The sequence below is a fragment of the Streptomyces sp. NPDC054842 genome, from assembly GCF_053611025.1.
This window is the reverse complement of sequence record NZ_JBSGZN010000047.1, coordinates 16,403-38,106: the sequence shown is the minus strand read 5'-3', so window position 1 is coordinate 38,106 and position 21,704 is coordinate 16,403. Positions and strand designations below refer to the sequence as shown.

Here is a 21,704-nt window from a genome sequence, read left to right as displayed (position 1 = left end):
CCGACGCGGGCCGGAAGAAGCGGCGTCAGCCCTGGCGGGCCTTGAAACGCGGGTTCTTCTTGTTGATCACGAAGGTCACACCGCGGCGGCGGACCACCTGAGCCCCGGGGAGGGACTTCAGCGAGCGCAGGGACTTGCGTACCTTCATGGCTCTGCTCTCCTTCTGCTCGCCCGTGTCCGGGCGCGCGGTCAGCGGCCGACCGAGGGCGCGCGGCCGTAGCGGCGCTCGAAGCGCTCCACTCGGCCCGCGGTGTCCAGGACGCGCGAGGTCCCGGTGTAGAACGGGTGGCTCGCCGACGAGATCTCGACGTCGATCACCGGATAGGTGTTGCCGTCCTCCCAGGCGACGGTCCTGTCGGACCGCGCGGTCGAACGGGTCAGGAAAGAGACGTTCGCGGCGCTGTCGCGGAAGACGACGGGCCGGGTCTCGGGGTGGATGCGGGGCTTCATGGGGCTGTCCTTCCTCGCGGCTGTTCGCCTGGTGACGCCGGACCGGTTCAGCGGGCCTCGCGGAACTCGACGTGCTCGCCGACCACGGGGTCGTACTTGCGCAGGACGAGCCGGTCGGGGTTGTTCCGGCTGTTCTTGCGGGTCACGTAGGTGACTCCGGTTCCGGCCGTCGACCTCAGGGTGACGACGGGGCGTGCGGTGGTGCGTGCCATGAGGGTTCTCCTTCCGCCCACATTCGCGATTCTTGACTCGCTCATGTCAGCTACGTGTGGTGTAACAGCGCCCTCCGCCGTCGCATTCCCGCCTCGTGGGATCCCTTTTCCGGGCTTCCGTCCGTCCCGCCTCGAAGGCCGGACGTCACCTCCCGGAAAGACGGCGAGACCGATTCCGTGCACCGAGCGCCTCGCCCTCGCCGTGCCCGGATCCACGTACACGGAGAGGCTTCACGGAGAGGAACAGAACCCGCGAGTCGACCATTCCCGGAATGCGGCGGCAGGTCGAACTTCCCTCTAGAATCGGCTGGTTGAGCCATCCGCGCGTGTTGTACCCGGCTCCGCCATCCGGTCCCGAGGCTCACGGGGAGATGTCGTGATCGTCCGAGCTGGTTCCGTGCCCGCCCGATTCCGCCGACCGGGGACCGACCGCGCCCGCGGGACGACGGCCCAAGCGGCCCGGGGAGCGACACCCCGGGCCCTGTGCGTCTCCACCGACCATGGAGAAGGAGCAGAACGATGAAGGATCGGCCCGACGACGTTCCGGCCCAGGCCGCCCCCCAGCCCCAGGCGTCACCGCCCGCGGGCTCCGCGATACACGCCGACCCCACGCTGATCGCCATGCCGGCCGCACCCGCGGGGCAACCGGGCGCCCAGCAGGGGCCGCCGCCACCCAGACCGGCCGCCGACCCCTACGCGACGGCTCAGCAGCCGGGCGGTTACGGGCCTCCACCCGTGTCCGTGCCGACGCAGCAGCATCCGTACGCGCAGCCGGGCTACGTTCAGCCCCCGCCGCCGCGGGCAGGGGGGAAGGGCACGGCGGGGCACGCCGTCGTGTGGGCGGCCGTGGGGGCGCTGCTCGCCAGCGCGCTGTGGGCCGGCGGGGTGTTCCTGCTGGACGTGGGCGACGGCGGCAAGGCGGACCTGGCCGGATACCGGGCCAAGTCCAACCTCTGCTCCGCGGTGGACTACTCGTCGCTCCGGACCGAGTACACGGAGGAGGACTCGGCGCCCAGCCACAACTCACTGGAGCACGACGCCCTCGACGTGAGCTACTGCAGCATCTCCCTGAAGAAATCCTCCGCCTCCTCGTACTCGGACGCGTACCTGTCGGTCCAGATGGACCTCCACAAGGAGACGGACCCCGCCGCCGAGTTCACGGCCCTGTGGTCGGAGTACGACCAGCGGTACGACGACTACGAGGTGGACGAGGTCGACGGCTTCGGTGACGAGGCCTACCTGGTGACCCAGGACACCACGTCCGGCTCGGGAACCAGCGGCAGCAAGTCGGTGATCCTCGCCGTGCGCGACGGCTGGATGACGTACCAGATGAGCTGGAGCGCCTACGCCTCGTCCTACGGCAGCACACCGGCCGACGTCACCGACGTGTCCGGCTGGGTGAAGACCGACACGAAGTCGACGCTGGAGAACCTCAGGTCCGACTGACCACCGGCCGGCCCCCGGCACGCGGGGGCCGGCCGCGTCGGCCACTCCCCTCCCGTCCCACGTGACACCTCCCGCCGCACGCCACCCCGAGAGCCTTTAAGTTCGACTCGCGTCGTAGTTTGACGTTCGTCGTAGTTTGAGGTTTGGTGGATGTGTGCCCGCCGCACGACGCGACCGGGCACCGCCCTGTCACCACGGACGAAGGAACGGGAAGCCCTCATGGCCAAGGCAGTGAAGTTCGACAGGACCGGAGGGCCCGAGGTCCTGGAGGTGCGGGAGGTCGAGCTCGGCGAGCCCGGCGCCGGCGAGCTGCGCATCCGCGTCGACGCGATCGGGCTGAACCGGGCCGAGCTGATGTTCCGCGAGGGCTCGTACTTCTACCAGCCCGTCTTCCCCTCGGGACTGGGCTACGAGGCCGCCGGCGTGGTCGAGGCGGTCGGCCCCGGCGTCACGGGCTTCGCCGTCGGGGACCCCGTCGGCGTCGTCCCGTCGTTCCTTCAGACCGACTACGGCACCTACGGCGATCACGTCCTGGTCCCCGCGTCCGCCACGGTCCCGCGCCCGGCCGGCGTCGGCGCGGAGAGCGCCGCCGCGGTGTGGATGGCCTACCTGACCGCCTACGGGGCGCTCGTCGAGGACGGCCACACCCGCCCCGGGGACCACGTCCTGATCACCGCCGCCTCCAGCAGCGTCGGACTCGCCGCCATCCAGACCGCCAACCACATCGGCGCCGTCCCCGTCGCGACGACCCGCACCGCCGGCAAGAAGCAGCGCCTGCTCGACGCCGGCGCCGCCCACGTCGTCGTCACCGACGAGGAGGACCTGCCCGCCCGGCTGAAGGAGATCACCGGCGGCACCGGCGTGCGCACCGCCTTCGACCCCGTCGCCGGACCCGGCGTCGAGACCATCGCCCTGGGCATCGCGCCGGGCGGCCGGCTCATCGTCTACGGCACCCTCGACCCGCGGACCACCCCGCTGCCCAACGCCCGGGACTACCCCGCGCTGAGCACCCGCACCTACACCCTCTTCGAGGTCACCTCCGACCCCGAGCGCCTGGCGCGCGGCGTCGCCTTCGTCAACGCCGGGCTGTCCACCGGGTCGTTCACCCCGGTCGTCGACCGGACCTTCGACCTGGAGGACATCGCCGAGGCGCACCGCTACATGGAGTCCAACGCCCAGGTCGGCAAGATCGTGGTCACCGTACGGCACTGACCGCGGCGCGCGCCGGCCCGGTTCAGCGGTCCGCCCGCGCGTCCGGCTCGCTGTCCTCCGCCGACAGCAGGGCGGACACGAGTCCGGGGAACCGCGCCTCGAGTTCGTCGGCGCGCAGGGCGTTCATCTTCGTCGTCCCCACGTAGTACTGCCGGACCACGCCGGCCTCCCGCAGGACGTTGAAGTGGTGCGTGGCGGTCGACGGCGCGACCGGCATCTCGAAGCTGCCGCAGCTCAGGTCCTCACCGGCCCGGGCGAGCCGGCGCACGGCCGCGCGCCGCACCGGGTCGGCCAGCGCCTCCAGCAGCCGCTGGAGCGTGAACGCCTCCGGAGCGGGGTTCGCCACGGTGCGCGGCGTGCTTCGCGGACGGGACACGGCGGACTCCACGGGACGGGATCTGCGGGGCGGGGACGCCTCGCGGGCGGACCGCGATTCTACGTCCCCCACCGCCGAGGCCCGGCGCGTGCGGCTCCCCGGACGGTGCCGTCTCTCAGGAGGTCAGGGCGAGGTCCAGGGTCGGGTAGAGCGGGAGCACCTCGTCGAGTCCCACGATGTGCAGGACGTCGTGGACTCCTGCGGGCAGGCACGCCAGCCGGATCCAGCCACCGCCCCGGGCCGCGTCCCGGTTCGCGGCCACCAGGACGTTGATCCCGCTGGAGTCCATGAAGGTGACCCGGCTGAAGTCCACCACCGTGCGATACCCCTCGGCGCCCTCACGGTCGGCGAGGGCCTCGCGGAAGTCGCCGACGGTGGTGAAATCGATCTCCCCCGCCATTCCCAGCACGCTCACGCCCTCTGGGGTGACGTGGCGGGAGATGATCAGACGGGCGGCGTTCATGCCATCTCCCTCATCGTCTTCAGCGGCCTTTCCGCCGACGCTGCGTCCACGCAAACGGAACAATCACGCTGGTGTCAACCGGCCGCCTGTTAATGTCACCATCAGCCTGGACCGATCCGCGGCCTTGCCGCCGAGGCGAAAGACCGGCCAGACAGTCACGTGGAGGCACGCTTCAGGGGTACGCGTCCAACGGGGCCATGTGACCGAGGCAACGCGAGGCGACCGTATGGACCAGACCGCGCACGACAACGAGCAGAAGGCTCCCGGCGCACGTTCCGCCCCCGCGGCGTGCGCCGCCTACGACGGGGACACCCGCTGCATCGGCGCCGCGCGCCGGTTCGCCACCGCCTATCTGACGCGCGTGCAGGCCGACCACGGCGTCCCGGTCACCGCCCGGGCGCTGAGCACGGCGCAACTGGTCGTGAGCGAACTCGTCACCAACGCCTGCCGGTACGCCCCCGGGCCCAGCCGACTGGACCTGCGCGTCGTGGACGGCAGCGTGGAGATCACCGTCTGGGACGGCGAACCGACCCTGCCGACCCCCCGCGGCCCCGATCCCGCCCGCATCGGCCAGCACGGCCTGGAAATAGTCCTGGCGGTCTGTCAGGAGTACGAGGTGCGCCCCGCCCCGTCGGGCAAACGCACCACGGCCCGCCTCGCCCTCACCGACAGCCACCGCGGCCACCTCACCGGCCCCTCGTCCCGCTAGCACGGCAACGGTGCTTGTTCCGAGTGCTGGGCAGTTTCCAGGGGCTGTGTCAGCGTCGTTTGCAGTGACCCAGCCGGCCCTCATGTTGGCGTCCTCGGCGCCACGTTGACCATTGGAGGATGCGCTCGCCCTTGGACCGTGCCCAGCCGTCGGCAGCATCGTTCGGGGATCGACGTGACGTCAGGCTCGCCGAATCAGGGGCAACGTAGGGCGCTGCGCCGCTACGGGGTCCCGGCGAAGGTCCACACGGCGCGGGCGCCCGGACCCACGACGAGCGTCGAGCGGCCGATGCGCTCCTCGTGCCGGTCCGCCACCGGCCGGTTCAGCGAGAACGTGACCTCGCGCAGTCCCACCTCACCGACGGGAACGGCGTCGAACCGGATGGTGGTGCCGCCGCGCCGGGCGACCGTACCGCCGCCGGGCACCGGACGGACGACGAAACCGCCCGCCCGCAGCAGCGGCACGGTGGCGGCGAGGTCGCGCTCGGAGACCGCGAGGCGGATGGAGGCGACGTCACGCATGAGGTGGTCGCGGTAGACGTCGGAAAGGTAGCGCTCCCGCCCGACGTCGCCGGGGTGACCGGCGGGCTCGGTGTTGCTGCGCGGGTCGGCGAAGTACTCGGGCAGGTACTCCATCGCCCAGGCCCCGAAGGTGTCGTACTGAGCCGTGGTGAACACGGCGTCGAACCACGGCACCGGGATCCCGTCGCCGAAGTCGCGGGTCTGGCGGAACTCGACCGGGTCGGTGACACCCTCGTCGTCCCGCAGACGGTCCAGCACCGTCCTGAGATCTCCGGAGCGCTCGGTCGAGACCCCCCTGCCCCCGGCCCCGAAGGTGCCGTCCTGGCCGGGCAGGTCACCGACCCCGAACAGTTCCAGGTAGGTCTCACGGCCCATCAGGTAGCGGCCGGTCCAGGTCTGGCCGCCCGATCCGGTGGTCGTGCGGACCTGGAAGTCGGCGAACTCGCGCAGATAACCGGAGTGCTCGATGGCATCGGCGGTCTCCCGGTCGAGCACTCCGTAGGCGTGGTTGAAGAACAGCAACTGCCGTCCGGGAGCGTGCCCTTGTGTATCGGCGCGAGCCGTGCGGGCGCCGCCGTCGGCCACCCCGGTCAGGGCGGCTGCGAGCGCCAGGGCAAGGACCAGGACCATTCGCGACACGGGGCGAGGCAGCATGCGAGGGAGAGTAGGACGGGGACGATCGCGCGCGCGGCCGAACGGTGGAGGACGGCGGGAAACCGCCGGTCCACGGACTGCGCCACTCCGGTGCACCGGCGGGAGCGCACAGAGAAGAGCCCCACCCCGGAGAACCGGGATGGGGCTTCATCGAGCGCCGAGCAGGCCTTGCACCTGCATCTCCCCGCAGGAAGCGGGGCGCCTTTCCTTGGACCATCGACGCGAGACGCGGCTCCGATGAACTCGGCGGCACGCTCAAGATCGAGCATACATCAGCCACGGAGCCGCCGCGCAACTCGACATGAGGGAGGGTCAGGCGCCGGCACGCCGCGCGGCGGTCCCGAGCGGGACGGCCGGGGACACCAGCGGGGACGGACGGGCTCGGCAGCGCGCGGATGGGCGCATCCGAGGAGAAGCCCACGGTTGGACTCACACGGGGCGATCCGCTGCCGCCTCCACGACAGCTCGAACACGTGCCCGGAGTCCACCGGCGGCGAGACCCGCCCCCATTCCTTTGCGCCCCGGTTCCGGCTGCCCCAGACTGTGCCGGTGCTGATCCGACGCGAGGTGCCCGCCGACACCGCTGCCGTGCGTGCCGTCACCGCCGCCGCCTTCGCCGCACCGGACACTCCGGTCCCCGTCGAGGTGACCCTGCTCGACGCCCTCCGTGACTGTGCCGGCTGGCTGCCCGCGCTGTCCCTCGTGGCGCTGGACGACGACGGGGAGGTCATCGGCCACGTGGTCTGCACGCGCGCGCACGTCGGCACGGCACCCGTCCTGGGCCTCGGCCCGCTCAGCGTCCACCCCGCCCACCAGCGGCGCGGCGTCGGTCTCGCGCTCGTGCACTCCGTGCTCGGCGCAGCGGACGCCCTCGGTGAGCCCCTGGTCGGCCTCCTCGGCAGCCCCGCCTACTACCGCCGCTACGGCTTCCGCGCCGGCACGGACCATGGCATCGACCCGCCGGACCCCGCCTGGGGTGAGTACTTCCAGGTCCGCACCCTGACCGCGTACGACCCCGCCGTACGGGGCACCCTCGAGTACGCCGAGCCCTTCAGCCGGCTGTGACGCCTCGGCCGGCCCCGGCCCGCGGACTCGCCGGGCGTGAACGGTGAGCGCCGTCTCGCGTCCGTTCCTGATGCCCGTCGAGGACGTCTTCCCTCTCCGGCAGGGCAGGTCGGTCATGGCGACGGGCCTGGTGGAACGAGGCCGCGTCCGCACCGGCGACGAGGTGGAAGTCGTCGGGTCCGGTGCCGGCGCCCTCGCCCGCGTCGGCGGCATCAGGCTCGGCGCACAGCACGTCGAGGAGGCCGGCGAGGGTTCGAACCTGGGGTTGCTGCTTCCCGGCTCGGTCACCTCGGCCCTGGAGCGGGGGCAGGTGCTGGCCGCGCCCGGCTCGATCGGCGCGCACGCGGTCTTCACCGCCGACATCGTCCTGCTGCCCGAGGCGGAAGGCGGTACGGAGCTGCCCACGGGCGGTGTCCTGTGGTGCCACCTGCGCTTCACCGCGGTGGCCGGCACCGTGACGCTGCCCCCGGGTCTCGACACGCCGGCGCCGCTCCACGTGGCCGCCGTGACGATCGGGCTGGAGCGTGCCGTCCCCTTGGAGGAGGGGCAGCGCTTCGCCTTCCGTCTCCGGGGGCGTGCCGCCGGGTCGGGGACCGTGACGGGACTGTCGCGCGAAGTCGGCGGTCCGGCGGCGTGATCAGCGCGCGGTCCGCCTCGCGCTCACGCCTACCCTGAGCGGAGGACGCCGAGAGTCACCGCACGGCCTGATTCTCGCTCACGCCGAGCGTCACCGCAGGGGACCGCTACCGCTCACGCCGAGCGTGAGCGGACGGCCTGCTCCAGGTCCGGGTGGACGTCCAGGACCTGGTCGAGGCCGACGATCCCGAGGGTCCGGGTGATCATGGCGGGCACGGCGACGAGGGCCATACGGCCCTGCGCGGCCAGGACCTGGCGGTGCGCGGCGACGAAGACCGAGATGCCGCTGGAGTCGCAGAACGTCAGACGGTGCAGGTCCAGGGCGAGGAGCTGCCCCGGTCGCAGCGTCAGGCCGCGGATGGTCTCGCGCAGTTGTCCGGCGCTGTAGTGGTCGAGTTCGCCCCCGACGGTGATCACGGGTCCGGTCGGGGTGTTCCGGATGGTGGTGGTCAGCTCTGTCACGTCAGTTCTTCGTCGGATGTGGTGGGTGCGGGGATGCCGATCGCCAGGACGGCGGTGTCGTCGTCCAGTCCGTCGCCGAAGCTTTCGAGCAGGGTGGTGACGGCGGAGACGGCTTTGTCGGCGCCGGCGGGCGCCAGGTCGGTGGTGAAGTCGAGCAGGGCCTCGTCACCGTAGCGGGCGCCCTCGGGGCCGATACGGGCCTCGGTCAGGCCGTCGGAGTAGAGCAGCAGGGTGTCCCCGGCTGTCAGCTCCCGTGTGACGTCCTTGAACGGGGCGTCCGGCAGGATACCCACGAGGAGACCGCCCGGTGTCGGCAGGTACTCGGCGACGCCGTCGGCCCGCATCAGGATCGCGGGCGGGTGACCGCCGCTGGCGAGGTGCACGGTCACGCCGGACGCGTGGGGGGTGAGGGTGCCGAAGACGGCGGTGCAGTAGCGGGGGTCGCCGCGGATGTAGTGCTGGTGCAGGACCGTGTTGAGGGTGGTGAGCACCGTGACCGGGTCCGCGTCGTGCATCGCCGCCGCGCGCAGCGTGTAGCGGGTCAGCGACGTCACCGCGGCCGCCTCGGGGCCCTTGCCGCACACGTCGCCCAGGAAGAAGCCCCAACGGCCGTCGCCCAGGGCGAAGACGTCGTAGAAGTCGCCGCCGAGCTGGTCCGCGGAAGCCGTGTGGTAGTAGGCGGCCGCCTCCATCCCGGGGGCCTGGGGCAGGGACGGCGGGACCAGGCTGCGCTGCAGGACGGCCAGCACGCTCTGCAGGCGCTCCTTGTCGCGCTCCGCCTCCCGCCGGGCCCGCTCGGTCTCCTCACGGGCCTCCTCCGCCTCCCGCCGGCGTCGCAGCAGCTCGTTCTCGTAGGCGCGGCGGTCCCGGGCGTCGACGATCGTCGTACGGATCAGCAGGGGCTGTCCGTCGCCGCCCTTCTTGACCTTGGAGGAGACCAGCACGGGCAGACGGGTGCCGTCGGCCGCCTTGAGCTCCAGGGCGATGCCGTTCACCTCGCCCTGCATACGCAGCAGCGGCGCGAAGTGTGTCTCGTGGTAGAGCTTGCCGCCGACGGTGAGCAGGTCGGCGAAGTACAGGCGGCCGACCGTCTCCTCGCGGCTGCGGCCCAGCCAGCTCAGCAGGGTCCCGTTCGCCTTGGCTATCTGCCCGTCGAGGAGGGTGGACAGATAACCGCAGGGCGCGTTCTCGTACAGATCTTCCACATCGTCCTCCAGCAACGCGCTGAACGCCGCGTCGGCCGGGCGGTCGTCATGGGCTCTTGTGGTGCTCTCCGGCTGCTTATCGGGGTGCCCGGGTGGTTCCGCATCCTGATCCGTGCGGCACGTCATCGGGACGGCGCCGCGAAGGTGATGATCGCTTCGGCGGTGGCCTCGGGTGCGCTCAGCTGCGGGCAGTGACCGGTGGCGTCCAGCGTGACCAGGTGGCTGCCGGCGATGGACGCGTGCACGTAGGCGCCGACGCCCTGCGGGGCGATGACGTCCTGGGCGCACTCCAGGACCAGCGTCGGCTGCCGCACCGAGGCCAGCTCCGCGCGGCTGTCGCTCAGGAACGTGGTGCGGGCGAAGACCCGGGCGATGTCGGGGTCGGTGCGGCAGAAGCTGTTGGTCAGCTCCTCCCCCAGTTCCGGCCGCTCGGGGTTGCCCATGATGATCGGCGCCATGGTCGCCGACCAGCCCAGGTAGTTCGAGTCCAGCGACTCCAGCAGTTCGTCGATGTCCTCGGCGCTGAAACCGCCCTTGTAGTCACCGTCGTCGATGTAGCGGGGGGAGGGCACCAGCAGGACCAGCCTGGCGAACCGCTCCCCGGCCCGGGCGGCGGCGAGGACTCCGGCCATGGCGCTCACGGAGTGACCCACGAACGTCACGTCCCGCAGGTCCAGCTCCTCGCAGATGTCGATCACGTCCTGGGCGTAGCCGTCCAGGGAGCCGTAGCGCTCCTCGCTCCAGGCGGACACGTCCGACGAACCGGAGCCGACGTAGTCGAAGAGCACCACACGGAACCGCTCGGCCAGAGCCGGTACGACCAGGCGCCACATGTTCTGGTCGCAGCCGAAGCCGTGCGCCAGCACGATCACCGGCCCGTCCTCGCGGCCGGTGACCACGACATTGTTCCTGCTCGCCACATCCATACGCCCATGGTGCCATCAGCGGCGTTTTACGTGTGACCTCGCGCCGGTGATCGGTCTTTCATCTCACACGATGATCGGGCGGTCCCCGTTCCGGGCCTGTCCGGTCGCGTCGGAGGAAGGCCAAGGGCGAGCGGGACCGCCGCGCGGTTCCGCTCGCCCTTGGCCGGCCTGCGGCCCTACCTCTGGTTGACGCGCCGCAGCAGGACGAAGCCGAGGATCAGCAGCACCGCCCCGGCCGCCGCCGGCCACAGCTGGGCTCCGGTGTCGGCGAGGCCGCCGGTGGCCTGCGCTTCGGCCTGCGAACCACCGGACTGCTCACCCTGCGCGACCTCGGTCGGTTCCGGCCCGGGGACGGCGCTCGCCTCGCTGCCGGCCTCGTCCGAGGTGGTGACCGGGTCGCGGTGGACGGCCGAGGGCGACGTGTCGGCCTTGGGCGTCGCCTCGTCGCCGCCCGAGCCGCCCGCCGGCTCCTCGGCGGGCTTGCTGGGGGCGGGGTCGGTACCGGTGTCCGCCGGGTCGTCCTTGTCGCCACCGCCGGACGGAGCCTGGGAAGGGGCCGTCGCGGTGGGTTCCGGCTTCTGCGTCGGGTCCGGCTTGTCGGTCGGCTCCGGCTTCTCGGTCGGCTCCGGCTTCTCGGTCGGCTCCGGCTTCTCGGTCGGCTCCGGCTCCTCGCCGCCACCGCCGCCGCCACCGGCTCCCGCGCCGCACTTACGGCCGTCGTTGATGCAGTCCACCATCTCCCGCATCAGGTCCTCGTCGAAGACGTTGATGAAATCGCCGTGGTCGGTGACCGGCTTGTGGAGCTGCTCGGGGAACGAGTCCACGCCGAAGAGCGGGGTCGTCCTGCCCCCGTCCTCCAGGCTGGGCGCGTCGACGTCGTAGACGATGCGCTGCACGAGCTGCGGGATGGCACGGAAGCCGCCCGCGCAGTTGCCCTCGGCGTCCGCGAACGCCACGTGCGTACGGTGGTTGGCGCTGTCGATGTTGCGGCCGTCCCAGCAGCTCTGGAACTTGAAGGTGCGCACCACGTCGCTGCCCTGCGGGCACAGCGGGTACTTGTCCTTCAGCTGCCGGTCCTCGAACCCGGTGCAGCTCCACGACGCGTTGGCGTTGGCGGTGCCGTTGACGAACGCCTTGGCGTCCCCGGTGATGATGCGCAGGAGCCTCGGCATGGCCGTGACCTCGCCGCGCGGGCTGCCCACGAACGTCATCGTGACCTGCTTGGGCGTGACGATCTCGCCCGCGTTGCCCTCGACGCCGCCGCCGGGCGCGTCCGCGTCCTGTTCCTGGGCGCCGTTCTGCACGCGCAGCACGGGCCAGAAGTAGGAGGACTTGTCGCCCTCGTCCTCACAGGTCGTCTCGCCGCCGGCGAGGTCGTCGTCGCTCGCGAAGGCGCTGTTGGCCTGGTTGCCGACGTAGTCGTGGAAGTGGTGGGCGCCGTTGGAGACACCCGGCGCCACGATGACGTTGTCGGAGTTGAACAGGCCGTTCGCGTTCACGCCGCAGCTGGTGCCGAAGGTGCCGCGCGAGGCGTCGCCCTGCGGGTCGGGGGTGCGCACGTTCGGCTGGACGGTGTTGATGTCCTGGAAGTCGGCGGCGACGGGGCCGTTGCCCGCCTGGCCCCCGTTGCCGCCGTCGCCCTGGTCCTGGCCTTCCTGGTCCTGGCCCTGGCCGTCCTGCTCGCCTGCGTCGTCCTGACCCTCCGAACCGGGCTCTTCCGTCTGCCCGTTCCCCTGCTGGTCCTGGTTGCCGGAGGCGCGGAGCGTGCAGGGCGCGAAGGCGTCGAGGCCCTGCGGCCGGTCGCCCACCCGGTCGATGGCGACCGCGATCCGCTCGATCGTCGCGGCCCGCTTGTCCTTCAGCGGCGTCATGATCGCGTTGTCGGCGAAGGAGGCGTCCTGCCCGCCGTCCCGCGTCGCGTCCTGCAACTGCGCGTACGCCTCGGTGATCTGCTGGTCCAACAGGGCGAGTTCCTTGTCCACCTCCGCCTTCGCCCCGTCGGGTGTCGCCGTCAGCCGGCTGCCGACGTCCGGGCAGTCGATCGTTGCCCCTCCGGCTGCCAGGACCTGCGCGGTCCGGCTCCGGTCCGGCTCCGCCGCGTCCCCTTCGGAGGCCGTGGCGTACACGTTCACCGCCATCAGTCCGCCTCCGCCCAACATCAGCGCGACCGCCGCAAAGCTGGCGCGTCGTGCACCTGTCGGACGTCTCCGCGTGTTGCGTCCCAAGGAAGTACTCCTACCGCTTCGTTGCCGGGCCGGCATGGCCACCTTCTGTACGGAGGGGGACCCCGGCGTGTTCAACCGCCCCTGGAATTCACAGAAATCTCCTGCCGCACCTGTCGGCACACGTGAGGCGTTGCCGCACCGGGGCGGCAACGCGCCCCACGGTCCAGGACCCCGGCCCTCCGCCGTGGACCTGCGCGTCCGAGGCATCGCGCCCCGGTCGAAGGGCAGCCCCGACACCCTGGACGTAACACCCTAAGGACACCTACGCTTATTACATGTCACTGGTGCGGCAGGCAGCCGCGGACGACGTGCCCGAACTCGTACGCCTGCGGGCCCTGCTCTTCGAGACCCTCGGCGGCGACTTCTTCAACTCGCCCTCGGCGGAGGGTGACTGGCAGCCGGCCCTCGCCGCCGTACTGGAGGAACAGGTGTCGGCGAAGGACGTGCGCATCCTCGTCGTGCGCGGCGACGACGGCCTCGCCGCCTGCGGCATCGGCACGATCGAGCAGCGCCTGCCCGGACCGCATCTGCGCAACGGCCGGATCGGCCACGTGATCGGCGTGGTCACCGACCCCGCGCACCGGCGGCGCGGCCACAGCCGGGCGATCATGCGGGGTCTGCTCGGCTGGTTCCGGGAACGGGAGGTCGCCCGCGTGGACCTGTACGCCTCCCGGGACGGCGAACCCCTCTACCGCGCCCTCGGTTTCACCGACCATCCCGACCCGTCGCTGTACTGGCGCCCGTGACGCACACCCGCTCCCCCGCACCGGCCGGCCGCTGAAGGCCGGCCGCCCCCTCTCGACCGTCGGCACCACCCGCCCCGGGGACCTCGCAGCCCCCCGCGCGCCGCCCGTCCGCAGACGTCGGCGCGAGGGCTTCGTCGGCCCCTTGAGCCGCAGGAACCTCAGCCTTCACAGGGCCAACATGCGAGGTCAGCGGGGTGCGGCCGGTCCGACCAGCCAGTTCGCGGAAAGTCCGGCGAGCCGCGCATTTCCCCGAATAGCGTGCGGTGACTCGAACTTGAAATCGAAACCGCTCCCCCCACCTCCCGCGGTCCGTACCCACCGGACCCGAGCCGTGCTAGGAGAACCGGGATGTCCTACGACCCGTCCGAGTCGTACCCAGCCCGACCGCACAGCGCCCGGCATTCCGCCTCCCCCGTCCCCCGCGACCAGCAGCCCTCGGCCGAGCCCTTACGCGGCTGGTCCTCGTTGCGCTCGCCGGTCGGCCACCACAGGGACCTGCGCGTCCTCCGGCGCGCGTACCGCTGGCAGCGCCGGGTGGCGACCCTGGCGGCACTCGGCTACTTCACCACCTTCCTGTGCCTCTCCGCCTTCGCCCCTTCCGTCATGACCGACCCCGTCACCGGCGGCCTGACCACCGGCATGCTGATCGGTCTGCTCCAGCTCCCCGTCACCTGGCTGGCCGTGGTCCTCTACGAACTCACGGCGCGCCGCTACGTCGACCCGCTCGCTCGCCGTCTGCGCCGCAGGAGAGGGCGGCTCGGCCCGCCGGAGCCGGGCCGATGACGGACTTCGGCGGCGCGGCGCAGTCCTGGTCGCTCGTGGCCTTCTTCGCCGTCGTGACCGTGACGCTCCTGCTGTGCGTGATGACGGGCCCGGACCACGACGACCTGGACGAGTTCTACACGGGCTACCGCTCCCTGCCGCCGATGCGCAACGGCCTCGCCATCGCCGGCGACTACATCTCCGCGGCGACCGTCCTCACCATCGGCGGGGTCATCGCCCTGTGCGGCTACGACGGCATCGTGCTGGCCCTGAGCACCCTGCTGTCCCTGGTGCTGCTGATGTTCCTGCTCGCCGAACCCCTGCGCAACACCGGGCGCTTCACCATGGGCGACGCGCTCGCGCGGCGGATGCCGGGGCGTGCCGTGCGCATCACCACGTGTGCGGTCACCATCGCCTCGCTGATGCCCATGATGCTGGTGCAACTCGCCAGCACCGGGCACCTGTTGGCGTACATCCTCGGGTTCTCCGGCCGCACGATGGAGACCGGGTGCGTCATCGGCGTGGGCGCGCTGATGATCAGTTACGCGGCCATCGGCGGAATGAAGGGCACCGCGCTGGTCCAGATCCTGAAGATGGTCATGCTCCTGGGCTCGGGCGCCGTGGTCACCGTGCTGATCCTGCGCGGTTTCGGATGGGATCTGGGGGCGCTGTTCAGTGCCGCGTCGGGCGGCAGTGGAGGCGGCTCGGCGTACCTGCGGTCCGGACTCCAGTTCGCGGGCGGCCCGCACAGCGAACTCGACATGATCAGTTCGCAGTTCGCCATCGTGCTGGGCGGTGCGTGCCTGCCGCACGTCACGATGCGCATGTTCACGGCGGACAGTGCCGGGCAGGTCCGTCGCGCGATGTCGTGGGCGGTGTCGTCCGTGGCGCTGTTCGTGGTGATCATCACCGTCGTGGCCGTCGGTGCGGCGGCCCTGGTGGGCCGGGCCGGTCTCACCGCGGCCGACCCGAGGGGCCACACGGCGTATCTGCTGGGGTCACGGGCGGTGCTCGGTGCACATCTGTCGAGGGCCGAGACCCTCCTGTTCACCACCGTCACTACGGCGATCTTCCTGACCCTGCTCGCCTCGGTGGCGGGGATGATCCTCGCCTGCGCCAACTCGCTGGCACACGACGTCTTCGGCAGCCGTGACAAGCCGCTCGCGCCGCGGCGGGAGATGGGGCTCGCCCGGGTCTGCGCGGTCGTCGTCGGCCTGCCGGCGATCCTGCTGGCCAGTCTGGTCCAGGACCGGAGTCTGCAGCCGCTGGCGACCGTCTCCTTCTGCCTGGGCGCCTCGGCCATCGCCCCGGCTCTCGTCTACAGCCTCTTCTGGCGCCGCTACACGCGAACGGGCCTGCTGTGCACGCTGATCGGGGGTTCGGTCACGGTGCTGCTGCTCATGCCCGGGACCAGGCTGGTGTCGGGGACGCCGATGGCCGCCTTCCCGGACGTCGACTTCAACTGGTTCCCGTTCACGACGACCGGCCTGGTGTCCATCCCGGTCGGCTTCGCGTTCGGCTGGCTCGGCACGATGCTCTCGGGACGCCGCAGCGCGGAGCGGCAGCGCAAGGAGTACGAGGCGCTGGAGAGCCGGATCCTGGCGGGTCCGGAGCGCAGGACCAACTGATCCCGTCCTCCGGAAACGGATCCGGGGCCCGCCGCGGGTGCGGCGGGCCCCGGGGGCCGGTCAGCCGGTGGGTCCGTCAGCCGGCCGGCCGGTCACCTGGTGTCACGGGAACAGGGTGATCTTGGAAGGAACCGTGTCCGTTCCCGAGGTCGGCGCTCCCGTGTTGTTGATGACGTGGGCGTACTGGCCCTTGCCGCCGAGGGAGACCACCTGGATGTCGTGCATCTTGACGCCTGTCTTCACCGGCACCTGGAACCCGTGCTGCTGCACGATGGTCGGGTCCGACGTGAAGTTGCAGTAACTGCCCAGGCCCCAGGCCTCGTGGGTGTCGACGGTGTCCGCCACCTTGTAGGCGGCGTACCCGACGATCCCGTCGTGGGTGACGGCGGCCGCGCTGGGCACGTCGTAGGCCTTCTCGTTCTGGTAGAAGATGGTCCGGCCGCGTTCGCCGTTCCAGAGCACGTCGTACTTGTTGAAGTGCTCGACGAACAGACCGGTGGCGAGGACGTCGTCACCGTTGACCACGAGGCCGTAGTCGGCCCGGTTGGTCTCCCAGCCGACGCCTTCGCCGTGGTCGGCTCGCCAGACCCAGGTGTGGTCGACGATGACGTCGTCGCTGTTGACGACCACCGAGTTGGTGGCGAGGCCGGGGCCCGCGCCGCCGATGCGGATGAATACGTCCTGCATGGTGGTCGGGTTGGCGGCGTGGTCGGCCGAGGCGCCGGCCCCGCCGATCTGCAGGAGCGTGTCGGACTTGGTGCGTCCGGCGTCGATGAGGAAGCCGGCCAGCCGTACGCCGTCGACGTCGGCGACGTGCATGGCGTCGACGCCGTTGTCCGGGACGATGGTCGCCAGTCCGAGGCCGAGGACCACGGTGTTGGCGCGGGTCACGTTGACGGTCTGGTCGAGGTGGTAGACCCCGGGGGTGAACAGGAGGTTGAGGCCCTGCGCGAGCGCCGCGTTGATGGTCGAGGCCGTCGCGCCGGGCTTGACGACGTAGAACTGGCTGAGCGGAAGCGACGTGCCGCCCGCGTTGGCCGGCCAGGACACACCGCGGGAGTTGGTGCGCTTGCCCGGCACGAAGACCTTGTAGTCGTTGCCGTCGAGGTAGAGGAACGGCTTCTCGCGGGAGACCGGCGTGGTGTCCAGCGTGGTGTACGGACCGGTGTCGAAGTTGGTCGCCGGCGCGCCCTGCACGCCCGAGAAGGTCATGTTCCAGACGCCGTTGGTCCAGCCGCCCACGGAGCTGTCCCGGGTGTACCACTGCTGCTGCGAGTACGGGCCCACCGTGCCGTCGATCTTCGAGTCGGCGATGTAGCCGCCGGACGCCCAGCCGTAGCCGTTGGGAGCGAGGTTGAGGCCGCCCTCGACGTGGATGCGGCGGAACGGCGCGGCCTGCGCCACGGCCCAGCGGTCGGTGCCGTTGACGGGCTTGATGGACAGGTTCTCGGCCGAGCGCCAGAAGTTCTGGGTGGCGTTGCCGTTGAACCAGCCCGCGTCGACGGTGATGTCACCGTTGATCTTCGTGTCGTCGGGGTTCAGCCCGAGTCCGGAGATCGAGGTGTAGAAGCCGAGTTGGGCGTTGATGCCGTTGTAGGTGCCGGGCTTGAGGAGGAACTGGTAGCGGTCGGAGCCGAACTGGTTCGACTCCTGCTTGCTGAAGACCTGGTCGAACTTGGCCTGCAGGTTGGTCGTGCCGGGGTCCACGACGATGACGTTCGGGCCCAGGTCGCCGCCGCCCTCGATCGGCGGGTTGCCGCCGGAGCCCGTGTGCACGGCGACCTCCCACAGTGAGTAGCCGTACACGGTGCCGCGTGTCGTACCGAGGACGCGGAGGTAGCGTCCCGAGCCGCTCACGTCGTAGGAGGCGGTGCCGCCGGTGCCGTTGGTGACGTCCTTCAGCGTCGTCCAGTCCTGGCCGTTGGCGGACGCCTGGATCTTGAACGCCTTGGCGTAGGCGGCCTCCCAGTTCAGATCGACCTTGCAGATGTCCTGGGCGGAACCGAGGTCCACCTGGACCCACTGCGGATCGGAGGCCTGGCTCGACCAGCGCGTTCCGTTGTCGCCGTCGAAGGCGTTCGCGGCGGACGTGCCGGCGTTCTCGGTGGAGGAGGCGGTGGCCGTCTTCCCCTTGGCCGCGTTGGCGGTGCCGCAGGCGGTGGGCGTCGTGCCGCCGGCGTCACCGAAGACCTGGAACTCCCAGAGGGAGTAGCCGTACTGCGTGGCACGGGAGACGCCGTACAGGCGTACGTAGCGGCCCTGCCCGGAGACGTCGAGGGTGTCGGTCCCGCCGTCGCCGTTGGTGACGGTCTTGATGTCGGTCCAGGTGCTTCCGTTGCCGGAGACCTGGATCCGGTAGTCCTTGCCGTAGGCGGCCTCCCAGTTGAGGACGACCTTCGTGAGGGTGGCCGTCGCGCCCAGGTCTACCTGGAGCCACTGGGTGTCGGTGCCGGCCGACGACCAGCGGGTTCCGGTGTTGCCGTCGACGGCGTACGAGGCGGCGGTGCCGGCGTTCTCGTCCGAGGAGGACGTGGCGGTCTTGCCCTGCGAGAGCAGGGACTCCGCCGCGCTCGCCGGTGTCGTCTGGGCGGGGATGGTCACCAGCGCTGCCGCTGTGGCGAGCGCGATCCCCCAGGATCTGAATCTCATGTGGTCCACTCCGTGCGGATGAAGGAGAGCGGGTTCCGGTGCCGCACCATGATCGAGGCATGACAAACACCTCGCCCGGGGTGTGCACCGCAAGGCGTCACCGGACCGGGTCCATGGACCCGGACAGCGTGAACGGTCGTACGCGGCTACTTAGTTCAGGGTTTGATTTAAGTAATGAGGCAACGCGACGGCAACCCCTCCGACATGACTTATTTGCATCGGCTCCGTCGCGGGGCCGCTGACGAGGGACGACTTGGGCCACGTGACCTGCGAGGACCCCGTCACGGGTCCCGCCACGTCGGCTTCACGGCTTGAACGCCACCGGGGCCGGTCCTGCCCGCGGCCTCCATGTGTCGGCGCGGACCGCGAGCGGCTATGTTTCCCCGATGCCCGGTCCCGCGCCCCTGCCCGTCCTCTTCCTCGACGTCGACGGCCCCCTGATCCCCTTCGGCGGCTCACCGGCCCCGCACGGGGGCGGATACCCCGCGTTCGCGCCGGACCCCACCGCCTCGGCGCCGGACGCCAATCCCCTGCTCGCCCGGCTGGACCCCGCCCACGGGCCGAGACTGCGGAGCCTGCCCTGCGAGCTGGTGTGGGCCACGACCTGGATGGAGGAGGCGAACGAGTGCGTCGCGCCCCGCCTCGGACTGCCCCGACTGCCGGTGCTGCCATGGCCCGAGCCGTCCGAGGAGGAAGAGCGGGACGCGCGGAAGGGACTGCACTGGAAGACCCGGGCGATCCTGCACATGGCGGCCGGGCGGCCCTTCGCCTGGGTCGACGACGAGATCACCGACAGGGACCGCGCCCACGTGTCCGCCCACCACGACGAACGGGCCCTCCTCCACCGCGTCGCCCCGGAACGCGGGCTCACCGACCCGGACTACCGCCTCCTGGACGACTGGCTGCGCGGCCTCTGAACGAATGAGCGGCAACCCGCGTCTCGTACGCGTGAGTTGCCGCTCACTCCGGCTTCCGGGCCGGCCCGGGGCCGCCCCGGTCAGGACTCACCTGGACGCGGACTCGGTCGGGCAGGTCCGGAGGCCCGTGACGTAGTTGAGCTGGGGACCGTAGCCGGGGAACGTCGCCAGGTCACCGGGCAGCAGGGTCCGGCACGGGACGGACTGGCCGTCGGTGTACTCCACGGTGAGCGTCACCGGTTCCGCGCAGGCGTTGTCGACCGTGGTGTACCGCCAACTCGGGTAGAGGCGCACGCAGTCGGGGACGGACGTGCTCCCGTCCGAGGCGTCGGCCGCGCGCGCGGGGCGAGCCGGCGCCAGGGTCGCGAGGAGCGCCGCGAGGACGGTCACCAGGCAGGCGGCGAGGGGGAGACGGCGCGGAAAGAACATGTCTCGACTCTCCAGAGGGACGGTGTCTTGCAACAGCGCGAAAACCGTTGCTGACTAGGGACGTTGAGGTCGGCAACTCTCCCAGTCGCTGCAAGTCTTGCGCAAAACCATGGATGTTCTTTCAGTCGTGGTGTTCCGGTCAACCATTTCGGGAAGGCGCCGGAGGACCGGCAGCTCACACCCGTACCGGGGTACGCGGTCTGCAGCCCGTCAGGTGACCGTCCATGCGACCACCTCGTCGCGATTCCCGGGCGCCGACACGGCTACCGGGACATCACGTCGTACCGCTCGTGTGGCAGCGTGGAACGGCGTCCTGTCGATCACCCGGTGCGGTCGGTCGCCACGGCGCGAAGACCCCACCTGAGAGAACGTGAGGAAGAGGAGACCCCATGTCGAAGCCGCCGCTGCCCGAGGCCACGGTCGCCATGCTGAGCAGGCCGCACCCCGCAGTGATCACCACCCTGCGCCCGGACGGCCAGCCGGTCTCGACGGCCACCTGGTACCTCTGGGACGAGGGCCGGGTGCTGGTGAACATGGACGAGGGCCGCAAGCGGCTCGACCATCTGCGCCACGACCCCAGGGTCACGCTGACGGTGCTCGACGGGGACGACTGGTACACCCACGTCACCCTCATCGGGCGCGTCACGGAGCTGCGGGACGACACGGATCTGGCCGACATCGACCGGTTGTCCCAGCACTATCTGGGCCGGCCGTACACGCAGCGCGACCGCGCCCGGGTCAGCGGCTGGATCGAGATCGACCGCTGGCACGGCTGGGGCGGCCACAAGGACAACGACCAGGCGGCCGGCTGACCGGCCGAGTGCCCCGCGACACGTGACACGGCGGCCCGGGAGACCCCGGACCGCGCGGCCGGGCGAGCACCGGCCCGCAAGGCACGGAAGACAGCCAACGCACGACTCGGATCAGGAAGTTGATGTCATGACCGACAAGCTCACCGTAAGCGTCCTGGGCACCGGCATCATGGGCGCGGCGATGGCCCGCAACCTCGCCCGGGCCGGACACACCGTCCGCGTCTGGAACCGCACCCGGGACAAGGCCGAGCCCCTTGCCGACGACGGCGCGTGGATCGCCGACACTCCCGCCGACGCCGTACGCGGTGCCGACGTCGTCCTGACGATGCTGTACGACGGGGAAGCCGTCCTCGACGTGATGCGGCAGGCGGCTCCCGCCCTCACGGAGGGCGCGGCCTGGGTGCAGTCGACGACGGCGGGCGTCGACGCGATCGCCGGCCTGGCCGCCCTCGCGGGCGAGCACGGGCTCGCCTTCTTCGACGCCCCCGTGCTCGGCACCCGGCAGCCCGCGGAGGCCGGGCAGCTGCTGATCCTGGCCGCGGGCCCGCAGGAGGGACGGAACGCCGTGACGCCCGTCTTCGACGCCGTCGGCGCCCGTACGGTGTGGACCGGCGAGGACGGCGCGAAGGGCAGCGCCACCCGGCTCAAGCTCGTGGCCAACAGCTGGGTCCTCGCGGCCACCAACGCGACCGGCGAGGTCCTCGCCCTGGCGCAGGCACTCGGCGTGGACCCGCAGAGCTTCTTCGACGCGATCGCGGGCGGCCCGCTCGACATGGGCTACCTGCACGCCAAGGCGGGCCTCATCCTGGACGGGGGGCTGACTCCGCCCGCGTTCGCCGTGTCCACCGCCGCGAAGGACGCCCGCCTGATCGTCGAGGCGGGCCGGGGCAGCGGTGTCCGCCTGGACGTCGCCGAGGCGGGCGCCGCGCGCCTGGCCCGGGCCGCCGCACAGGGCCACGGCGAGGAGGACATGGCCGCCGCCTACTACGCCAGCTTCGACGAGGACGCGCAGGCCTGAACCCGGCGGGCCGCCACCACGGCCCGGGCATGCGCGAGGGCCCGGCAGCACAGCTGCCGGGCCCTCGTCTTCGAGTAGCGGGGACAGGATTTGAACCTGCGACCTCTGGGTTATGAGCCCAGCGAGCTACCGAGCTGCTCCACCCCGCGTCGTTGACTCCACCCTACGCCACGGAACGGCG

Annotated in this window: 23 protein-coding genes and 1 tRNA gene; 11 read left to right on the top strand and 13 right to left on the bottom strand. The window is 71.2% G+C overall.

Annotated elements, in window-relative coordinates; translation table 11 throughout:
- Positions 1 to 25: 25 nt before the first annotated feature.
- From ykgO to rpmG, 3 genes are read right to left on the bottom strand one after another with little or no spacing between them, the layout of a single operon-like run.
- Positions 26 to 148 carry a type B 50S ribosomal protein L36 gene (ykgO, locus tag ACWGIS_RS29250; RefSeq protein ID WP_356172343.1) on the bottom strand — a complete coding sequence of 41 codons (123 nt, stop codon included), beginning with the start codon at positions 146 to 148 and terminating at the stop codon, positions 26 to 28.
- Positions 149 to 189: 41 nt separating this feature from the next.
- Positions 190 to 450, bottom strand: a complete 261-nt coding sequence (locus ACWGIS_RS29245; RefSeq protein WP_453365464.1) for a type B 50S ribosomal protein L31 — start codon at positions 448 to 450, stop codon at positions 190 to 192.
- A gap of 47 nt (positions 451 to 497) precedes the next feature.
- The gene (gene rpmG, locus ACWGIS_RS29240; RefSeq protein WP_453365463.1) at positions 498 to 662 is read right to left on the bottom strand and encodes a 50S ribosomal protein L33; all 165 of its coding nucleotides are present in this window, start codon (positions 660 to 662) and stop codon (positions 498 to 500) included.
- 519 nt (positions 663 to 1,181) lie between these two features.
- Between rpmG and ACWGIS_RS29235 the strand changes: the two genes are divergently transcribed.
- Together ACWGIS_RS29235 and ACWGIS_RS29230 are read left to right on the top strand one after the other, a co-directional pair.
- Positions 1,182 to 2,108, top strand: coding sequence for a hypothetical protein (locus ACWGIS_RS29235; RefSeq protein WP_453365462.1), 927 nt, complete (start codon positions 1,182 to 1,184; stop codon positions 2,106 to 2,108).
- 219 nt (positions 2,109 to 2,327) lie between these two features.
- On the top strand, positions 2,328 to 3,320 hold the full coding sequence (locus ACWGIS_RS29230; protein WP_453365461.1) for a zinc-dependent alcohol dehydrogenase family protein: 993 nt from the start codon (positions 2,328 to 2,330) through the stop codon (positions 3,318 to 3,320).
- 22 nt (positions 3,321 to 3,342) lie between these two features.
- Here ACWGIS_RS29230 and ACWGIS_RS29225 read toward each other — a convergent pair whose 3' ends face one another.
- Both ACWGIS_RS29225 and ACWGIS_RS29220 read right to left on the bottom strand, forming a co-directional pair.
- On the bottom strand, positions 3,343 to 3,696 hold the full coding sequence (locus tag ACWGIS_RS29225) for a helix-turn-helix domain-containing protein (RefSeq protein ID WP_453365460.1): 354 nt from the start codon (positions 3,694 to 3,696) through the stop codon (positions 3,343 to 3,345).
- 115 nt (positions 3,697 to 3,811) lie between these two features.
- Positions 3,812 to 4,159, bottom strand: coding sequence for an STAS domain-containing protein (locus ACWGIS_RS29220; protein ID WP_453365459.1), 348 nt, complete (start codon positions 4,157 to 4,159; stop codon positions 3,812 to 3,814).
- Positions 4,160 to 4,385: 226 nt separating this feature from the next.
- On the opposite strand from ACWGIS_RS29220, the gene ACWGIS_RS29215 reads away from it, so the two are divergent.
- Entirely contained in the window at positions 4,386 to 4,868 is a 483-nt protein-coding gene (locus tag ACWGIS_RS29215) for an ATP-binding protein (RefSeq protein ID WP_453365458.1), read from the top strand.
- 221 nt (positions 4,869 to 5,089) lie between these two features.
- Here the strand turns inward: ACWGIS_RS29215 and ACWGIS_RS29210 are convergent, their stop codons facing one another.
- Complete coding sequence (locus ACWGIS_RS29210) at positions 5,090 to 6,019, bottom strand: DUF5829 family protein (protein WP_453365481.1); 930 nt, start codon at positions 6,017 to 6,019, stop codon at positions 5,090 to 5,092.
- 573 nt (positions 6,020 to 6,592) lie between these two features.
- Between ACWGIS_RS29210 and ACWGIS_RS29205 the strand changes: the two genes are divergently transcribed.
- A complete protein-coding gene (locus ACWGIS_RS29205; protein WP_453365457.1) occupies positions 6,593 to 7,108 on the top strand; it encodes a GNAT family N-acetyltransferase in 516 nt (171 codons plus the stop codon).
- A 43-nt stretch (positions 7,109 to 7,151) separates the two neighbouring features.
- Positions 7,152 to 7,745 carry an EF-Tu/IF-2/RF-3 family GTPase gene (locus tag ACWGIS_RS29200; protein WP_453365456.1) on the top strand — a complete coding sequence of 198 codons (594 nt, stop codon included), beginning with the start codon at positions 7,152 to 7,154 and terminating at the stop codon, positions 7,743 to 7,745.
- A gap of 113 nt (positions 7,746 to 7,858) precedes the next feature.
- On the opposite strand, the gene ACWGIS_RS29195 is transcribed toward ACWGIS_RS29200, so the two are convergent.
- The 4 genes from ACWGIS_RS29195 to ACWGIS_RS29180 all read right to left on the bottom strand — a co-directional run bounded on the left by ACWGIS_RS29195 (position 7,859) and on the right by ACWGIS_RS29180 (position 12,475).
- Positions 7,859 to 8,206, bottom strand: coding sequence for an STAS domain-containing protein (locus ACWGIS_RS29195; RefSeq protein WP_453365455.1), 348 nt, complete (start codon positions 8,204 to 8,206; stop codon positions 7,859 to 7,861).
- On the bottom strand, positions 8,203 to 9,537 hold the full coding sequence (locus ACWGIS_RS29190) for a PP2C family protein-serine/threonine phosphatase (protein WP_453365454.1): 1,335 nt from the start codon (positions 9,535 to 9,537) through the stop codon (positions 8,203 to 8,205). Before ACWGIS_RS29190 ends, ACWGIS_RS29195 begins: the two co-directional genes overlap by 4 nt.
- Positions 9,534 to 10,337 carry an alpha/beta fold hydrolase gene (locus ACWGIS_RS29185; protein WP_453365453.1) on the bottom strand — a complete coding sequence of 268 codons (804 nt, stop codon included), beginning with the start codon at positions 10,335 to 10,337 and terminating at the stop codon, positions 9,534 to 9,536. The genes ACWGIS_RS29190 and ACWGIS_RS29185 overlap by 4 nt, the downstream gene beginning before the upstream one ends.
- A 176-nt stretch (positions 10,338 to 10,513) precedes the next feature.
- Positions 10,514 to 12,475, bottom strand: a complete 1,962-nt coding sequence (locus tag ACWGIS_RS29180; RefSeq protein ID WP_453365452.1) for a DUF1996 domain-containing protein — start codon at positions 12,473 to 12,475, stop codon at positions 10,514 to 10,516.
- Between the two features lie 362 nt (positions 12,476 to 12,837).
- Here ACWGIS_RS29180 and ACWGIS_RS29175 point away from each other — a divergent pair, with 362 nt between their 5' ends.
- From ACWGIS_RS29175 to ACWGIS_RS29165, 3 genes are all read left to right on the top strand, one after another.
- Positions 12,838 to 13,308, top strand: coding sequence for a GNAT family N-acetyltransferase (locus ACWGIS_RS29175; RefSeq protein WP_453365451.1), 471 nt, complete (start codon positions 12,838 to 12,840; stop codon positions 13,306 to 13,308).
- Positions 13,309 to 13,656: 348 nt separating this feature from the next.
- The gene (locus ACWGIS_RS29170; protein WP_453365450.1) at positions 13,657 to 14,091 is read left to right on the top strand and encodes a DUF485 domain-containing protein; all 435 of its coding nucleotides are present in this window, start codon (positions 13,657 to 13,659) and stop codon (positions 14,089 to 14,091) included.
- Positions 14,088 to 15,698: a sodium/solute symporter gene (locus ACWGIS_RS29165; protein ID WP_453365449.1), complete on the top strand. Its 1,611-nt coding sequence runs from the start codon at positions 14,088 to 14,090 to the stop codon at positions 15,696 to 15,698. Before ACWGIS_RS29170 ends, ACWGIS_RS29165 begins: the two co-directional genes overlap by 4 nt.
- 102 nt (positions 15,699 to 15,800) lie before the next feature.
- Here the strand turns inward: ACWGIS_RS29165 and ACWGIS_RS29160 are convergent, their stop codons facing one another.
- A complete protein-coding gene (locus ACWGIS_RS29160; RefSeq protein ID WP_453365448.1) occupies positions 15,801 to 18,347 on the bottom strand; it encodes a discoidin domain-containing protein in 2,547 nt (848 codons plus the stop codon).
- A gap of 386 nt (positions 18,348 to 18,733) precedes the next feature.
- On the opposite strand from ACWGIS_RS29160, the gene ACWGIS_RS29155 reads away from it, so the two are divergent.
- Positions 18,734 to 19,264 carry an HAD domain-containing protein gene (locus ACWGIS_RS29155; RefSeq protein WP_453365447.1) on the top strand — a complete coding sequence of 177 codons (531 nt, stop codon included), beginning with the start codon at positions 18,734 to 18,736 and terminating at the stop codon, positions 19,262 to 19,264.
- 87 nt (positions 19,265 to 19,351) lie between these two features.
- Here the strand turns inward: ACWGIS_RS29155 and ACWGIS_RS29150 are convergent, their stop codons facing one another.
- Positions 19,352 to 19,693: an alpha-amylase gene (locus ACWGIS_RS29150; protein WP_453365446.1), complete on the bottom strand. Its 342-nt coding sequence runs from the start codon at positions 19,691 to 19,693 to the stop codon at positions 19,352 to 19,354.
- A 389-nt stretch (positions 19,694 to 20,082) separates the two neighbouring features.
- Between ACWGIS_RS29150 and ACWGIS_RS29145 the strand changes: the two genes are divergently transcribed.
- Positions 20,083 to 20,505: a PPOX class F420-dependent oxidoreductase gene (locus ACWGIS_RS29145; RefSeq protein ID WP_453365445.1), complete on the top strand. Its 423-nt coding sequence runs from the start codon at positions 20,083 to 20,085 to the stop codon at positions 20,503 to 20,505.
- Positions 20,506 to 20,632: 127 nt separating this feature from the next.
- Entirely contained in the window at positions 20,633 to 21,523 is an 891-nt protein-coding gene (locus tag ACWGIS_RS29140) for an NAD(P)-dependent oxidoreductase (protein ID WP_453365444.1), read from the top strand.
- Positions 21,524 to 21,598: 75 nt separating this feature from the next.
- Here ACWGIS_RS29140 and ACWGIS_RS29135 read toward each other — a convergent pair.
- Positions 21,599 to 21,672, bottom strand: a tRNA-Met gene (locus ACWGIS_RS29135).
- Between the last annotated feature and the right edge of the window lie 32 nt (positions 21,673 to 21,704).

What these genes read in the sequence shown, in the direction of transcription:
- ACWGIS_RS29160 (WP_453365448.1), bottom strand. Translation starts at nt 18,347, where the DNA reads ATGAGATTCAGATCCTGGGGGATCGCGCTCGCCACAGCGGCAGCGCTG.
- ACWGIS_RS29190 (WP_453365454.1), bottom strand. Translation starts at nt 9,537, where the DNA reads ATGACGTGCCGCACGGATCAGGATGCGGAACCACCCGGGCACCCCGAT.
- ACWGIS_RS29150 (WP_453365446.1), bottom strand. Translation starts at nt 19,693, where the DNA reads ATGTTCTTTCCGCGCCGTCTCCCCCTCGCCGCCTGCCTGGTGACCGTC.
- ACWGIS_RS29165 (WP_453365449.1), top strand. Translation starts at nt 14,088, where the DNA reads ATGACGGACTTCGGCGGCGCGGCGCAGTCCTGGTCGCTCGTGGCCTTC.
- ACWGIS_RS29140 (WP_453365444.1), top strand. Translation starts at nt 20,633, where the DNA reads ATGACCGACAAGCTCACCGTAAGCGTCCTGGGCACCGGCATCATGGGC.
- rpmG (WP_453365463.1), bottom strand. Translation starts at nt 662, where the DNA reads ATGGCACGCACCACCGCACGCCCCGTCGTCACCCTGAGGTCGACGGCC.
- ACWGIS_RS29230 (WP_453365461.1), top strand. Translation starts at nt 2,328, where the DNA reads ATGGCCAAGGCAGTGAAGTTCGACAGGACCGGAGGGCCCGAGGTCCTG.
- ykgO (WP_356172343.1), bottom strand. Translation starts at nt 148, where the DNA reads ATGAAGGTACGCAAGTCCCTGCGCTCGCTGAAGTCCCTCCCCGGGGCT.
- ACWGIS_RS29175 (WP_453365451.1), top strand. Translation starts at nt 12,838, where the DNA reads ATGTCACTGGTGCGGCAGGCAGCCGCGGACGACGTGCCCGAACTCGTA.
- ACWGIS_RS29170 (WP_453365450.1), top strand. Translation starts at nt 13,657, where the DNA reads ATGTCCTACGACCCGTCCGAGTCGTACCCAGCCCGACCGCACAGCGCC.
- ACWGIS_RS29215 (WP_453365458.1), top strand. Translation starts at nt 4,386, where the DNA reads ATGGACCAGACCGCGCACGACAACGAGCAGAAGGCTCCCGGCGCACGT.
- ACWGIS_RS29145 (WP_453365445.1), top strand. Translation starts at nt 20,083, where the DNA reads ATGTCGAAGCCGCCGCTGCCCGAGGCCACGGTCGCCATGCTGAGCAGG.
- ACWGIS_RS29185 (WP_453365453.1), bottom strand. Translation starts at nt 10,337, where the DNA reads ATGGATGTGGCGAGCAGGAACAATGTCGTGGTCACCGGCCGCGAGGAC.
- ACWGIS_RS29210 (WP_453365481.1), bottom strand. Translation starts at nt 6,019, where the DNA reads ATGGTCCTGGTCCTTGCCCTGGCGCTCGCAGCCGCCCTGACCGGGGTG.
- ACWGIS_RS29220 (WP_453365459.1), bottom strand. Translation starts at nt 4,159, where the DNA reads ATGAACGCCGCCCGTCTGATCATCTCCCGCCACGTCACCCCAGAGGGC.
- ACWGIS_RS29245 (WP_453365464.1), bottom strand. Translation starts at nt 450, where the DNA reads ATGAAGCCCCGCATCCACCCCGAGACCCGGCCCGTCGTCTTCCGCGAC.
- ACWGIS_RS29235 (WP_453365462.1), top strand. Translation starts at nt 1,182, where the DNA reads ATGAAGGATCGGCCCGACGACGTTCCGGCCCAGGCCGCCCCCCAGCCC.
- ACWGIS_RS29180 (WP_453365452.1), bottom strand. Translation starts at nt 12,475, where the DNA reads ATGGCGGTGAACGTGTACGCCACGGCCTCCGAAGGGGACGCGGCGGAG.
- ACWGIS_RS29155 (WP_453365447.1), top strand. Translation starts at nt 18,734, where the DNA reads ATGCCCGGTCCCGCGCCCCTGCCCGTCCTCTTCCTCGACGTCGACGGC.